Origin of the sequence: Flavobacterium celericrescens (assembly GCF_011392075.1) — a bacterium.
Classification (GTDB): Bacteria; Bacteroidota; Bacteroidia; order Flavobacteriales; family Flavobacteriaceae; genus Flavobacterium; species Flavobacterium celericrescens.
Genome location: NZ_JAAJBV010000001.1, coordinates 561092 through 575873, shown reverse-complemented (window position 1 = coordinate 575873; position 14782 = coordinate 561092). Strand labels below are relative to the sequence as shown.

At 30.4% G+C, this 14782-nt stretch carries 13 protein-coding genes; 2 read left to right on the top strand and 11 right to left on the bottom strand.

What is annotated here, in order from left to right:
- Window positions 1–120: 120 nt before the first annotated feature.
- The 4 genes from G4L40_RS02625 to G4L40_RS02610 are packed head-to-tail and all read right to left on the bottom strand — an operon-like array spanning window position 121 to window position 5438.
- Entirely contained in the window at window positions 121–1695 is a 1575-nt protein-coding gene (locus G4L40_RS02625; protein ID WP_166235596.1) for a DUF6770 family protein, read from the bottom strand.
- Window positions 1685–2986 carry a M48 family metalloprotease gene (locus G4L40_RS02620; protein ID WP_166235595.1) on the bottom strand — a complete coding sequence of 434 codons (1302 nt, stop codon included), beginning with the start codon at window positions 2984–2986 and terminating at the stop codon, window positions 1685–1687. Before G4L40_RS02620 ends, G4L40_RS02625 begins: the two co-directional genes overlap by 11 nt.
- 53 nt (window positions 2987–3039) lie before the next feature.
- Window positions 3040–4581 carry a glycine--tRNA ligase gene (locus tag G4L40_RS02615; protein ID WP_166235594.1) on the bottom strand — a complete coding sequence of 514 codons (1542 nt, stop codon included), beginning with the start codon at window positions 4579–4581 and terminating at the stop codon, window positions 3040–3042.
- A gap of 59 nt (window positions 4582–4640) precedes the next feature.
- Window positions 4641–5438 carry a hypothetical protein gene (locus tag G4L40_RS02610; RefSeq protein ID WP_166235593.1) on the bottom strand — a complete coding sequence of 266 codons (798 nt, stop codon included), beginning with the start codon at window positions 5436–5438 and terminating at the stop codon, window positions 4641–4643.
- A gap of 281 nt (window positions 5439–5719) precedes the next feature.
- On the opposite strand from G4L40_RS02610, the gene G4L40_RS02605 reads away from it, so the two are divergent.
- Together G4L40_RS02605 and G4L40_RS02600 are read left to right on the top strand one after the other, a co-directional pair.
- Complete coding sequence (locus tag G4L40_RS02605; protein WP_317163923.1) at window positions 5720–6184, top strand: ComF family protein; 465 nt, start codon at window positions 5720–5722, stop codon at window positions 6182–6184.
- Window positions 6185–6250: 66 nt separating this feature from the next.
- Window positions 6251–7855, top strand: coding sequence for an Ig-like domain-containing protein (locus G4L40_RS02600; RefSeq protein ID WP_166235591.1), 1605 nt, complete (start codon window positions 6251–6253; stop codon window positions 7853–7855).
- Here G4L40_RS02600 and G4L40_RS02595 read toward each other — a convergent pair.
- From G4L40_RS02595 to G4L40_RS02565, 7 genes are all read right to left on the bottom strand, one after another.
- Complete coding sequence (locus G4L40_RS02595; RefSeq protein ID WP_166235590.1) at window positions 7847–8611, bottom strand: nitrilase family protein; 765 nt, start codon at window positions 8609–8611, stop codon at window positions 7847–7849. The two genes, G4L40_RS02600 and G4L40_RS02595, sit on opposite strands and share 9 nt — an antisense overlap.
- Window positions 8612–9064: a hypothetical protein gene (locus G4L40_RS02590; RefSeq protein WP_166235589.1), complete on the bottom strand. Its 453-nt coding sequence runs from the start codon at window positions 9062–9064 to the stop codon at window positions 8612–8614.
- Window positions 9065–9192: 128 nt separating this feature from the next.
- A complete protein-coding gene (locus G4L40_RS02585; protein ID WP_166235588.1) occupies window positions 9193–9954 on the bottom strand; it encodes a succinate dehydrogenase/fumarate reductase iron-sulfur subunit in 762 nt (253 codons plus the stop codon).
- A 6-nt stretch (window positions 9955–9960) separates the two neighbouring features.
- Entirely contained in the window at window positions 9961–11970 is a 2010-nt protein-coding gene (locus G4L40_RS02580) for a fumarate reductase/succinate dehydrogenase flavoprotein subunit (protein ID WP_166235587.1), read from the bottom strand.
- 18 nt (window positions 11971–11988) lie between these two features.
- Window positions 11989–12852, bottom strand: coding sequence for a succinate dehydrogenase cytochrome b subunit (locus tag G4L40_RS02575; RefSeq protein ID WP_166235586.1), 864 nt, complete (start codon window positions 12850–12852; stop codon window positions 11989–11991).
- 175 nt (window positions 12853–13027) lie between these two features.
- Window positions 13028–13900, bottom strand: coding sequence for a hypothetical protein (locus G4L40_RS02570; RefSeq protein WP_166235585.1), 873 nt, complete (start codon window positions 13898–13900; stop codon window positions 13028–13030).
- A gap of 27 nt (window positions 13901–13927) precedes the next feature.
- Window positions 13928–14779, bottom strand: a complete 852-nt coding sequence (locus G4L40_RS02565; RefSeq protein WP_166235584.1) for a ChaN family lipoprotein — start codon at window positions 14777–14779, stop codon at window positions 13928–13930.
- Between the last annotated feature and the right edge of the window lie 3 nt (window positions 14780–14782).

Sequence of the window (14782 nt, the reverse complement as noted above, 5' to 3'; positions counted from 1 at the left end):
CTTATTACTTATTTTGGTTCGTTTATTACATTTTCATCAACCAGTTTCGCATTAAAAATCATTTGCTTTAAATTGTTTCTAATAAAAAAACAAAACATTATATAGTTTAATAAAACAGAATTAATAATCAATCTTTTCTAATCGAATTTCATTATCAGTTTTAGATACCTCTTGAAGTATAATAAACCCTTTTTTTGCTTTCAGAGGATATATTTTGCCTTTATTAGTCTTTAATTTTATTTTTTGATGCTTAAATTCTCCATCTGAATATACAACAATCCCTAAAACCCAATTGTCTGGTAAAAGTTCTGAAAGTTCTGGCAATACCGAATCTAAAAAACCTCTTTTTACCTCATTATCACTATAAAAATAAACAAATTCATCACTTCGAATCTTTTGCGAATACATAAAATCAAATAAATTATTGGCTTCAAGTTTATCTCCATAAGCAACATAATCGGAATATGTAGTTTTTTGTGTTTCAATTTCTCCGAATGATTCAACTTTAAACTCACTATCTAGTTCAAATGTGTATAAATTTTTTATAATAGTGCTTTGCTGACCTGTAAAATAACCCTCACCAACTATCATCGTCTTACCTTCTGAAGTTATTTTGAAATCCAACAAATGAATAAATATGCCTTTTATTTCACCATATTTTGAAATCTTATGAAATTTTGCCAAATCAGTCCAAAACATGAATTTTTGCTCTAAAAATGTTTTTTTATCAATATCATATACTCGCTTTGAAATACCTAAACATTTTTTTTGATAAATTTCATTTTTCTTGTCAAATTCATAAATTCTATCAAAAATATAAATCTTATTATCTTGAATAAATACTTTGTTATTTACATAGGTGTATTTAAAATCTTCTATTGGGATTGAAATAATGTCCTGTCCTGTTGATATATCTTTAACTTCATAAAAATATTTGTTTTTCCCTTTGTATACTTTACCATAGAAATTCTTTCTTACAACAAAATATTTGTCATTAGCAAATTCGCTATAACAATTTTCACCAGAATCTTCAGTTAACTTATATTTTACTTCCCATTTTTTTTTCAAATTCAAATCATAAAAACTATAACCTTTAAAATCCGCCTTTCTAAATTCAGACAAACTAGAAAATTCATTTTTCCCTTTATACTCTCTTTCGTACTTAATAAATCCTTTATTTGCAACTGGAACAAAAAAATCAGGCAATAATTTCTTTTCATCAAAATTTTGAATTAATCCATTATCTTGAATTAATTGTTCATTTCTAGAAAAATAAGCTGAACTAATTTCAAAAGTCTTTAAATCAATTTTTCTAAACAAAAAAGAACCAAAATCGTACCTATTATCAAAATCTATTCCGAAAATTAATTCATTTTCATTTTTATTAAGATAATCAATATTCGGAAAAGCTTCTGTAAACCAGTGATTTGAAAACTCCTGCTGAAATTTGTTTGAACCAACTTTATTTAAGTTCTTATCCAAAATTACAAATTGATATTCTTGAATTGATTTACTTTTTTTATCACCTTTATATAACAAAAAATAGCCCCAAACATCTTCTCCATTATTATCATATATAATTTTTGAATCTAAAAATTGATTATTAGATAAATCGCTTATTTTTTGAATTTGTGCTTGTAAACCAAAACTCGTTAAAAAAAAGAACAATATTATTTTTTTTATTTTAATACTCATAAATACTTATTATTTGACTTAAAGTGGCTTTTCTTAAATTTCTAATAAAACTCAAAAAAGCATTATAACTTTTAGAATTATAGGGTGATTCTGTTTCTAAACATTGATTTAATTTATATTGACTCTTATACTCTGATATCATAAATAAATTATCATACATCATTTTTTTTAAAATAGGATTTTCTTTATCATCCTTTAATAAAATCATCGTTTTATATAATGATTTTCCATATTCTTTTAAATAAAACAACATAACAATCTCATCATATTTGCTTTTAGATTTTAATGAAATGTAATTTAGTTTATTGAATTCGTATATTTGAGATTCATCAATTTTAAATGTGTTTTTCAAATATTTAACTCTTAAATCAATATCTGGATGCGTTCTGAGCGAATCTATATTCCATATTCCTGTATTGGTTTGATAGTAATAATCTTGAAAATCTTCTGTTTCAATCCACTCCTCTTGAAATACAACTTTTGAATTTTCAAAGATTTCATGATAATCTTTACTAGTCAAAGAATCTTTATCTTTGTCAACATATTTAAGATTAGCTAAAGCTTCTACTGATTTTAGAACAAACTTCGGATTAGTATTTCTAAAATAAACAAAACCTAAAGAATCAGCTTGTTGTTCTTTCTCTCTACTAAATCTTCTTGCTCCATACACAAAATTCTTTACTTCGTTTTTTGCTAAACCACTTCTATTGTATTTAACTTTTTTTAATTCTTTTGCCTTTTCAATCATTTCACTTGAGTTTCCCTTTTGCGATTGGCTTTGTATTGAACTAAAAACATGATTTAGCTTTTGATGTGCAATTTCATGGCAAATAATAAAACTTAACTCTAATTCATCATTAACATTTATTATCAACGGTAAATTTATTGCAACAATTCCTTCCCCATAATTATAAGCATTAATTTCTTCTCCTAAAGCAAGAATAATTTTAATTTCATTAAAATTTTCATTGGGATTTTTTGCTTTTATATCATCAAAGATTTTTTCAATGACAGGAGAAATTTCTTTATGATAAAGATATTTTCTATTTTTTAAGTCTTGAAGAAAATTTGCCTTTTTATTTGCAAAAATTTCCTTCATTTCTTCTTTTACTTTATAGTTCTCCAATTGACTAATAATCGCCTCTGTCTTTTTTGATTGGACAAGATAAAATTGTTCAATTTCATTTTTAAAAACTTCATTATTTATAGTGTCAAGAAGAACATGCTCTTGAGAATAATTAAATTTAAAAAAAAGTAAAAACGCAACTAGAAAACTACACTTTTTGCACATAAAAAATTTATTAAAAATCCCAAAAAAAATATTTTTTGGGATTCATTTATTTATTACATTTTCATCAACCAGTTTCTCATGGAAACTTCGTTATTGATGATATTTCGTAATTCTGAAATCTTCACTCTATCTTGTTGCATTGAATCTCTATGACGAATGGTTACCGTTTCATCTTCTAAAGTTTGATGATCTACTGTAATACAAAATGGAGTTCCTAAAGCATCTTGTCTTCTGTAACGTCTTCCAACAGCATCTTTTTCATCGTATGCTACATTGAAATCCCATTTTAAATCTTCGATGATTTTGTTGGCAACTTCTGGCAAACCATCTTTTTTAACTAATGGTAAAACAGCTGCTTTTGTAGGTGCCAAAACAGAAGGCAAACGTAAAACTGTTCTTGTTGAACCGTCTTCTAATGTTTCTTCTTGTAACGAGTTTGAGAAAACCGCCAAGAACATTCTGTCTAAACCAACCGAAGTTTCTACCACATAAGGCGTGTAGTTTGAATTAGTCTCGTTGTCAAAATATTGTATTTTTTTACCTGAAAATTGTTCGTGCGCTTTCAAATCGAAATCGGTTCTTGAGTGAATTCCTTCTAATTCTTTAAATCCGAATGGGAAATTGAATTCGATGTCAGCTGCAGCATTAGCATAATGAGCTAGTTTTTCATGGTCATGAAAACGATAATTTTCCTTTCCTAAACCAAGCGACAAATGCCAATTTAAACGTGTTGTTTTCCAGTATTCGTACCATTTCATTTCTTCACCTGGCTTTACGAAAAACTGCATTTCCATTTGTTCAAATTCGCGCATACGGAAAATAAATTGTCTAGCAACGATTTCATTTCTAAACGCTTTACCAGTTTGAGCAATTCCGAAAGGAACTTTCATACGACCCGTTTTCTGAACGTTTAAAAAGTTTACGAAAATACCTTGAGCTGTTTCCGGACGCAAATATAAATCCATTGCATTTTCAGCAGAAGCTCCCAATTTTGTTCCGAACATTAAGTTGAATTGCTTCACATCTGTCCAGTTTTTTGAACCACTTTCTGGACAAGCAATTTCTAATTCTTCAATTAAAGCTTTAACATCAGTAAGGTTTTCTGTCTCTAAAGAGCGCGCCATTCTTTCCAGAATTTCCTTCTTTTTAGACAAATATTCCATCACACGAGGATTCGTTGTTTTGTATTGCTCTTCATCAAATGAAGCTCCAAAACGCTCACGTGCTTTGTCAATTTCTTTTTGTGCTTTTTGATTTAATTTTTCGGCATAATCCTCAATTAAAACATCGGCACGATATCTTTTTTTAGAATCTTTATTATCGATTAATGGATCGTTAAACGCATCAACGTGTCCAGAAGCTTTCCAAGTAGTTGGATGCATCAATATTGCAGCGTCTAAACCAACAATGTTTTCGTGCATTTGCACCATTGCTTTCCACCAATATTCACGGATGTTCTTTTTTAATTCAACACCATTTTGTGCATAGTCATATACTGCACTAAGTCCATCGTATATTTCGCTTGACGGAAAAATAAATCCGTATTCTTTTGCATGCGAAACTACATTTTTAAATATATCATCTTGTTTTGCCATAATGCAAAAGTAAAAATAGGAATGGAATAAAGAAAAGTTTTTAAAGAATTAAATACAAATTATTTGTATTCGAAAATTGTAGAACCAATTTTAGTGAAATCACTGTAAATATTTATGATATAATTCCCTTTAATAGTTTTGTTTTTTTCTAGATCAACATAAGCACAAACATCTGTGTCTTTCTTATTGTAATTAACTTCAGAAATTGCACTAAATTGTAATCTTGCTCCTAAAGCATCTTCAACATATGAATTGTCTTTAGAAATAATTTGATTTTTAGGATTTACAACCTGAATGTATATTTTTCTTGACCCAGATTTGACAACGTCGTTTCTTTGTAAAGTATAACAAACTCTCAATTGCTGAATTTGTGAATTATTAGCTTTATACAAATCAGAATATATCTTTACTCCTTTAGCATTAATATTAGATGCAGATAATTTATAAAGATTTGCTTGACTAGTATTTTGAGAAGCTTTAGAATTATCAGCTATTGCTTGTTTCTTTTGAGCAATTTGAGTGTTTAACTCTTGAGCTCTTTTTGCATAAAAAACAATAGAGTCATTAATTGAACTAGCAGTTGAATTAATTTGTGAAGTTGATTCATCATTAATTGATTTAGAATCTATGTTCAATGCTATTAATTCTGCATTATGTTTTGATTCTTCACTCAATGAATCATATTTATGAAGTATTTCTCCAAGTTGACTTTCAAGAACTTTTATTTCTAATTCTGAATGCTCTTTAAATGTCGTTAACTCTTCTTTTACTTTGTAATATTTGACACTAAAAAACAACAATAACAACATCAAAATAATGATGCTGATTTTTGTAATTTTGTTTTTTCTAATTGCCATTTCTTAATATTGTATTACGAAAGTATTTAAAAATGTTAAATTTGTTTTGATAAATCGATAAAATGCTAAAAAACCTGATAAACTTACTTTTTCCCAAATTATGTAATGGCTGTAATTCTCTTTTATTACAAAACGAAAAAATAATTTGTACCGATTGCAGGCATCAACTTCCGCTTACCCAACATCATCTTTTAAAAGACAATTATACAACAAAAAAATTTTATGGCATAATCCCAATTGAATTTTCTTGCGCAATGCTTTATTTTCACAAAAAAGGTGTTGTGCAAAATCTAATTCACAATTTAAAATATAGAAACCATCAAGAAATTGGCACTTTTCTTGGAAATTGGTATGCAAATGATTTAAAAGAAATTGCAAAAGAGCATGCTTTTTCTGAAATAATTCCAGTTCCACTCCATCAAAAACGCCTAAAAGAGAGAGGTTATAATCAAGTAACAACATTTTGTAAAGCGCTTTCAGAAAATTTAGAAATTGGTTACAATGAAACACTCTTATATAGAAATGTGTACTCAAAATCACAAACTAAAAAAAGCAAAGAAGCTCGAGCTGAAGTCAATAATTCTCTTTTTGACGTAAAATATACAACAGCAGATTCAGGTAAACATTTTTTGTTGGTAGATGACGTTATAACTTCTGGCGCCACATTAGAAGCTTGTGCAAGAGCTTTGTTAAAAATTCCCAATACAAAAATTAGCATTATTACAATTGCATATACAGATTCATAAAAATTACTAAAATTTTATGTTTAAAGCAATTATAGTTGTTATTTTGTAACCTCATTTTTAAAGACAATGACAAAACTTAAATATCTTGCCCTTTTATCTTGTACACTGTTGTTCTTTACAAATTGTGCAAAAAGAGGTACAATTACAGGTGGTAAAAAAGACACAATAGCTCCAAAAATAGTAAACAGTTACCCTGATAATTTTACAACAAATTTTAAAGGAAACGAAATAAAAATCAATTTTGATGAATTGATTAAAGTAAAAGACATCAACAAACAGTTGATTATTTCTCCTCCTATGAAAAAGCAACCCACAATTGTTCCTCAAGGAAGTGCAAGTAAATTTATTTCTATTAAAATAGCCGATACATTACAAGAAAACACAACTTACAGTTTCAATTTTGGTCAAAGTATAACTGATAACAATGAAGGGAATCCGTATTCTCAATTCAAATATGTTTTTTCTACTGGAAACTATATTGATTCATTAACTGTAGTTGGAAAAATCAAAGATGCTTACTTACAAAAACCCGATAATTTTGTAAGTGTTATGTTGTATGACGCCAAAACCTTTACTGACTCAACCGTTTACAAAGAAACTCCTTTGTATGTTACAAATACTTTAGATAGTTTGAAAGTATTTGCACTAGAAAATTTGAAAGAAGGAAATTATCACATAATAGCACTTAAAGACAAAGCTGGCAATAATAAATTTGATCCTAAAAGTGATAAAATTGCTTTTTTTAATGAACCTATTTCTATTCCTACTGAAACCATGTATGAATTAGAATTATTTGCTGAAAAAGTACCTTTCAAAGCTGAAAAACCTACACAAGAAAGCAATAACAAACTTTTCATGGCTTATGAGGGTGATGCCAAAAACATGAAAGTTTCTGCAAAAAAAGGTCAGGAAAACATTCCAATTAAATTGACAAAATTTCCACAAAAAGACAAAGATTCTGTTCAATTGTTTTATCCAAACATAGAATTAGATTCGTTAGATATAACCGTTGAAAATGGAAATTATAGCAAAACCTTTACTACAAAATTTAAAAAATTAAAAGAGGCTGATAGTTTAAAAATTGATAGTAAAATACAAGGCGTTTTAGCTTTTAGAGAGCAATTTTCTTTAATTACAGCAACACCTATAAAATCAATTGATAATTCTAAAATAGTCTTAAGAAATAAAGATTCTGTTGCTGTTGCATTTACATCTAAATATGATGAATACAATCAAGAAATTCTTTTTGATTTTGTTAAGGAAGAAGACCAAAAGTATAGTTTAGAAATTTTGCCCGAAGCAATTGTAGATTTTTATGATGATAAAAACGATTCTTTACAGTTTGATTTCAAAACAAAACTATTTTCAGATTATGGAAATTTAAAAGTAAATCTAACTGGTGTGAAACGATTTCCATTTATTTTAGAAGTGCTTGATGATAAAGGCGAAATATTTTATTCAAAAACTTCGAGTAAAGAAACTTCAATAACCTTTGAAACAATTGAACCTAAAATATACACTTTGCGAGTTATTTATGATGACAATGCGAATGGTGTTTGGGACACGGGTGATTACTTAGCTAAAAAACAAGCCGAAGAAATTATTTATTTTTCAAAACAAATTGACGTTAGAGCGAATTGGGATGTAGAACAAGATTTTGATTTAGATTAAAGAAAAATCATCTCTATCATTTAAAAAACTAAATTTTTCACGCGCTTCTAGCTGTGCTTGTTTATCTAAATTAATAATATAAACACCTGATTCATTTTCACAATTTATCACTTGATTCCCAAGAAAATCAATTACCTGCGAATGTCCTGGGTATTCCAATTTATTGGCATCTTCACCTATTCTGTTAACTCCAATCGTGTAGCACATATTTTCTATGGCGCGTGATTTTAATAATGTATCCCAAGCATTAATTCGTGGCTTTGGCCAATTGGCAACATACAATAGTAAATCGTAATTTTCAACATTTCGAACAAAAACTGGAAAACGCAAATCGTAACATATTTGAAGGCAAATGTTCCAATTTTTATAGTTTACAATAACTTTTTCAGTTCCTTTTGTGTAGACTTTATCTTCTCCAGCAAGTGTAAAAAGATGTCTTTTATTGTAAAAATCTATTTTACCACTTGGATGCACAAAAACAAATCGATTATAAAATTTACTGTTTTCTGAAATTACCAAACTTCCACAAATAGCGCAATTTTTTTCTAAAGCTAATGATTCCATCCAATTTATAGTTTCTCCTTCCATAGTTTCAGCTACAGCCGATGGATTCATGGTAAAACCAGAATTGAACATTTCGGGCAATACAAATAAATCAAATGATTCGTCTTCATTCAAAAAATATTCTTCGATATATGTTCGATTGACCTCTGTATTTTCCCAAGCTAATTTGGTTTGAAAAAGTGCTATTTTCATTTATCTTATTTTTATTGAATACTCCCAATCTTGTATTGAATATTTATTAGAAATTGATGGTATTAGAACCAATGGCATTCCTCCAATAATAAAACTTCCTCCAATAATTGCACCCCAACCGCCTGAACCAACTGTTACCACACCAGCAATTATCATAAAGGAGCCATAAACAATAAAAATAGGATTTGCTATGGTTCCAAAAAGTGATTTTTTCTTCATTTTTATGATGTCTTCTAATAGTATAACTTTTTCTTCAATTATAATACTTGTGGAATCTTTTATTGTGAATCTTCCATAAATTTTTTGCCCATCTTTTGTCCATACTTTAATACGCTTGTTCTCCTTAATTTCTTTAGTAAATTTAGAATTTAACTTTTGTATTACTAAAACATTAGTTTGCGATATCCCTGAAATTGAAAAAAGAAAGAAAAACAAAAGAAATAGCTGTTTCATATTGACTAATTTATCACGTTAAAAATACCATTTTATTCTTTTCATTTAATAATGTTTAAGAAATATTTAAAACAAAAAACGCATCCAAATGAATGAATGCGTTTTTATTATTTTGAAGTTTCAATGAATTATTTCACTGATGCTTTTAAAAATTCTCTGTTCATACGAGCGATGTTTTCTAAAGAAATTCCTTTTGGACATTCGATTTCACATGCTCCAGTGTTTGTACAATTTCCGAATCCTTCTTCGTCCATCTGACGTACCATATTTAAAACACGATTTGTAGCTTCTACTTTACCTTGTGGTAACAAAGCGTATTGCGATACTTTAGCTCCAACGAATAACATCGCAGAACCATTTTTACAAGTCGCAACACAAGCTCCACATCCAATACATGCAGCTGCTTCAAAAGCCTTGTCTGCATCGTCTTTAGGAACTGGAATTGAGTTAGCGTCAATCGTATTTCCTGAAGTGTTTACTGATACGAAACCTCCTGCTTGCTGAATTCTATCGAAAGCAGTTCTATCAACCACTAAATCTTTGATTACTGGGAATGCTTTACTTCTCCAAGGTTCGATGTAAATTGTATCACCATCATTAAACATTCGCATGTGTAACTGACAAGTAGTAATTCCTGTATCAGGTCCGTGAGCACGTCCGTTGATGTATAAAGAACACATACCACAAATACCTTCACGACAATCGTGATCAAATGCTACTGGTTCTTTCTTTTCGTTAATTAATTGCTCGTTTAATTGGTCTAACATTTCCAAAAACGAACTTGCAGTAGAAACATTATCTAATTTATAAGTTTCCATGCTACCTTTAGAACTAGCATTCTTTTGACGCCAAATTTTAAGGTTTATGTTTATATTTTTTGCTGCACTCATAATCTATTATTTGTAATTTCTAGCTGCAATTTTAATTTCTTCGTATTTCAATTCCTCTTTGTGAAGTTCTTCTTTGCTGATGTCATCACCTTTATATTCCCAAGCTCCAACAAATTTGAAGTTTTCGTCATCACGTAATGTTTCACCTTCTGCATCTTGATATTCTTCACGGAAGTGACCTCCACAAGATTCTTTACGTTGTAAAGCATCCATTGCCATTAATTGACCTAGTTCTATAAAATCTGCAACTCTTAATACTTTTTCTAATTCTGTATTAAATTCATCTGCACTTCCAGGAACATAAACATCTTTGTAGAAATCTTCTTTTAATTGAGCGATTTCAGCAATAGCTTCTTTTAAGCCAGCTTCATTTCTTCCCATTCCTACTTTATTCCACATAATTAAACCTAATTTTTTGTGGAAATAATCAACTGATTTTGTACCGTTGTTGTTTAAGAATTTACTAATTGAATCTTTAACTCTTGCTTCTGCTTCTAGGAATTCTGGAGAATCTGTTGAGATTTTTCCAGTTCTAATTTCGTCTGCTAAGTAGTTAGAAATTGTATATGGTAATACAAAATATCCATCTGCTAAACCTTGCATTAAAGCCGAAGCTCCTAGACGGTTAGCTCCGTGGTCAGAGAAGTTAGCCTCACCCGCTACGAAACAACCTGGAATTGTAGATTGTAAGTTATAATCAACCCAAACACCACCCATAGTATAGTGAACTGCTGGGTAAATTTTCATTGGCGTTTCATAAGGATTTTCATCCGTGATTTTTTGATACATTGTAAACAAGTTACCATATTTCTCTTCTAACCACTGTTTTCCTAAAGCTGTAATTTCTTCAGCAGTTGGATTATGATTTCCTTTAGCATAAGCTGCTTGTTTTCCTTTATTTTGAATCTCAGTAGAGAAATCTAAGTAAACTCCTTCGTTAGTATCGTTAGCTTCAATTCCATAACCAGCATCACATCTTTCTTTTGCTGCTCTTGAAGCTACGTCACGAGGTACTAAGTTACCAAACGCAGGATATCTTCTTTCTAAATAGTAATCTCTATCTTCTTCAGCAATTTGAGTTGGTTTTAATTTACCAGCTCTGATTGCTTCTGCATCTTCTTTTTTCTTTGGAACCCAAATTCGTCCTGAATTACGTAACGATTCTGACATCAACGTTAATTTAGATTGATTTGTTCCGTGAACTGGAATACATGTTGGGTGAATTTGTACATAACATGGATTTGCAAATAAAGCTCCTTGTTTGTGAACTTTCCATCCAGCAGTAACATTACTTCCCATTGCATTTGTAGAAAGAAAATATACATTTCCATAACCTCCAGAAGCAATAACTACAGCATGAGCCGAATGTCTTTGAATTTCCCCTGTAATTAAATCACGAGCAATAATTCCACGAGCTTTTCCATCAACTTTTACTAAATCTAACATTTCGTGACGGTTGTACATTTTTACACGTCCTAGTCCGATTTGTCTTGATAAAGCAGAATATGCTCCTAATAATAATTGTTGTCCTGTTTGTCCAGCTGCGTAGAAAGTACGCTGTACTTGTGTTCCACCAAACGAACGGTTATCTAACATTCCGCCATATTCGCGAGCAAAAGGAACCCCTTGTGCAACACATTGGTCGATAATATTTCCTGAAACTTCTGCTAAACGGTGAACGTTTGCTTCACGAGCACGGTAGTCACCACCTTTAATTGTATCGTAGAAAAGACGGTAAACACTATCACCGTCATTTTGATAATTTTTTGCTGCATTAACTCCACCTTGCGCAGCAATTGAGTGTGCTCTACGAGGCGAATCTTGAAAACAAAATGCTTTTACATTGTACCCCATTTCTCCAAGAGAAGCAGCAGCCGAAGCTCCAGCTAAACCAGTACCCACGACAATAATATCAATTTTTGGTCTATTATTTGGAGCAACTAATTTTAAATGGTCTTTATGATTGGTCCATTTGTCTTTTAATGGCCCTTCTGGTATTTTAGAATCTAACTTCATAATATATACTGATGTTGATTATTTTTTAAAGTGTAAGATAACTGGAATGATTGCAAACAATAACGGAACTACAATTGCAAAAGCCTTCCCGAAGAATTTAATTGCTGGAGTTAATTTTGAACTGTTAGCCCCCAAAGATTGAAAAGCACTTTGAAAACCATGCCATAAGTGAAAAGCTAAAGCCAACATTGCTAAAACATATCCTATTGTAAAATACAACCCATATTTAGCATCTTTAAAGAAATCTAAAGTAATCTTATACAAATCTTTATACAAATCTGCAGTTTTAACATCTGCTTGACTATAATGCAATTCTGTTTTATTCTTAATAACAAATTGCTTAGGCATCATTCCTTGCTCAAGCTTTTCACCTTCTTTTGCAACTTGCTCAACAGGAAAATATTGGCCAACTTGAGTTCCAACATAAAACACTTGTTTGTTTCCTTGAACTTCAATAGTCTTTGTCATTAAAGGCATATTTTTGTCAAAATGCATTTTTGCCCAAAAATTCACCATGTGTGTAGCAATAAAAACCAAAATAATAGTTCCTAAAACTGCCATGTTTCTAGAAGCAAAACTACTTGAAGAACCATCTGTTTTAGCATAACCAATTGGTCTAGCTTTTTTGTTTTGGATTGTTAACAATATTCCATCAATAGCGTGGAATAAAATAGAAATGTAAGTTAAATAAGAAAGTAATTTTACTGCCGGATTGGAAGTCATAAACAACGCATACTGATTGAAATTCAACGCATTGTTAGGAACAAGTAATTGAAGATTTCCTGCTAAGTGACCCGCCAAAAACAAGCATAAAAATAAACCCGTAAGAGCCATCCAATATTTCTTTGCGATAGATGACTTTAAAAGTGCTGATTTTGCCATAATTTTATTTGATTGTAATAGTTTTATAAAAATCAAAACAAAAATACAGCTATTTGAAATTAACTACAACCTTTTAGAGCTAATTTATAATGAATTTAAAATAATTTAACTTCTGTTGAATATCAACAAGTTATGCAGTTTAAAAAGTGCTATGTATATTATTTTTACGAAATAATTATTTTGTATAGCTTGGAATTAACCCTCTTAATCCCATATCTACAACATTTTCACCTATTGAAGGTTCATACTTACCATCAGCTGTTACTTCTTGCCATTCAAAACTGTTGTTAATTGATAATGAAAGTGTTACAACAACATCTCTTGACTCATTGCCATTAATAACTAAATTCTCAGTGAATTTTCCTGTTACCACACAAGATCCAGCAGGAATTGGCGATGTGCTAGCAATAGGATTTGGCACTGTGGTTGCTCCAGCTGGGGCTTGACCTGAAGTTGCATAAGGAAAATCATTCAGCGCAAACGCCCAATATCCTTGTAAACGATTTGCATTTACTGGAAAAGAATTACTACCAATCGAATGTGTATTGATATAGGTGTTATAACCAACAAAACTAGCCAATCTTCCGTCGTAATCTACTCCATTATTTCTAACTGAAATATTATAATCTTGGTAAGACAATGAAACACGGACGTACTCATAATTTCCTTGAGCTACTTGGCTCAATGGGATTTTTAAAAAAGCCTCTCCTTCACCCACAATAACCGCTTGATCAAAATCTATTGCAACTGCTCCACCTTCAGTCGTTTCAGGCGCATGGTACAAAACTGTTCCATCTCCTAATTGCGTAAAAGCTGTTGGTGCTAATTCGAAATAATGTGCGGAAATAAAATTGATATCAGGAGATTGTGCAGCATTACCTGGCGCAACACTAGATGGTTGTCCTAAATTATTCAAACGTACCTGATTTGGATCGAATCTGAATTTAATAATTAATTGCGGTTCTTCTTGCTTATCATCTAAGTCTTCGCATGAGAAAAAAGAAATTCCCGCAAATATTATGGTGATTAAAACTACAAATTTTTTCATTGATCAATGGTTTTATTAAAGACGAATTTAATACGTTTTTGTTACATCTTCATCTATAACGAGAATAAAGTCGGCTTTATTATAATGTTCAGCTTCTAATTTTAACAAATCTTTTTGTTCTACGGTTGCAATTGTTACAATTTTTATGCCAGAGTCGTATTTTTTCAAATACCAATTTATCCCTTCATAGTTGTCTGAATGGTAAGTTCCGTTGTAATGAACAAAAACACTGTTCTCTTTTCGGTTTTTATTGATAAAATAAGCCATCGTAGCATCTTTTATAGCCTGAGCTTTTGGCATTTTATCACCTGCATGACCTCCTTGCATTTGCATCATACTTTGATAACCCGGCAAATTCACATCAAATTCAATTGGTAATGGTGCTATCCAAGATTTTTCTTGAACCGAAAGTGAATCCAAAGCCACCAAATCTTTTTTAAATACTAACGAAGCATATCTTCGAGGCACATTTGTAGCGATAAAATTAATTTTTTTCTCCTTTGCAAAATCGACTAAAGGCTTATAATCGGTTTTATAATTTTTCCAAAGTCGAGCGGTAGAATCTAACTGTTTTTGATTAATTTCCCCATCTAAATATTGATTTAATTGTATTTGATTATCTGCTTCTAGCATTTCCGCTCCTAAAACCAATTCTCTCTTTTCTGCTAAATCCTTCGTAAATTCTAATTGCAACCAATGCACAACTGAATTATCATGATATTCACCAAACAAAACAACATCTGATTTTTCTCCAGCTTTTAAAACTTTTTCATAGGATGACTTTTTGCCATTTTTATCAAAAATTTGATATGCTTTTTTCTCTTGAGAAAAACCAATTATTGTGGCAAACAAAAAAAGATTGAATACTATTTTTTTCATAAG

What these genes read in the sequence shown, in the direction of transcription:
- G4L40_RS02595 (WP_166235590.1), bottom strand. Translation starts at nt 8,611, where the DNA reads ATGAAAATAGCACTTTTTCAAACCAAATTAGCTTGGGAAAATACAGAG.
- G4L40_RS02575 (WP_166235586.1), bottom strand. Translation starts at nt 12,852, where the DNA reads ATGGCAAAATCAGCACTTTTAAAGTCATCTATCGCAAAGAAATATTGG.
- G4L40_RS02565 (WP_166235584.1), bottom strand. Translation starts at nt 14,779, where the DNA reads ATGAAAAAAATAGTATTCAATCTTTTTTTGTTTGCCACAATAATTGGT.
- G4L40_RS02570 (WP_166235585.1), bottom strand. Translation starts at nt 13,900, where the DNA reads ATGAAAAAATTTGTAGTTTTAATCACCATAATATTTGCGGGAATTTCT.
- G4L40_RS02610 (WP_166235593.1), bottom strand. Translation starts at nt 5,438, where the DNA reads ATGGCAATTAGAAAAAACAAAATTACAAAAATCAGCATCATTATTTTG.
- G4L40_RS02580 (WP_166235587.1), bottom strand. Translation starts at nt 11,970, where the DNA reads ATGAAGTTAGATTCTAAAATACCAGAAGGGCCATTAAAAGACAAATGG.
- G4L40_RS02585 (WP_166235588.1), bottom strand. Translation starts at nt 9,954, where the DNA reads ATGAGTGCAGCAAAAAATATAAACATAAACCTTAAAATTTGGCGTCAA.
- G4L40_RS02600 (WP_166235591.1), top strand. Translation starts at nt 6,251, where the DNA reads ATGACAAAACTTAAATATCTTGCCCTTTTATCTTGTACACTGTTGTTC.
- G4L40_RS02625 (WP_166235596.1), bottom strand. Translation starts at nt 1,695, where the DNA reads ATGAGTATTAAAATAAAAAAAATAATATTGTTCTTTTTTTTAACGAGT.
- G4L40_RS02615 (WP_166235594.1), bottom strand. Translation starts at nt 4,581, where the DNA reads ATGGCAAAACAAGATGATATATTTAAAAATGTAGTTTCGCATGCAAAA.
- G4L40_RS02620 (WP_166235595.1), bottom strand. Translation starts at nt 2,986, where the DNA reads ATGTGCAAAAAGTGTAGTTTTCTAGTTGCGTTTTTACTTTTTTTTAAA.
- G4L40_RS02590 (WP_166235589.1), bottom strand. Translation starts at nt 9,064, where the DNA reads ATGAAACAGCTATTTCTTTTGTTTTTCTTTCTTTTTTCAATTTCAGGG.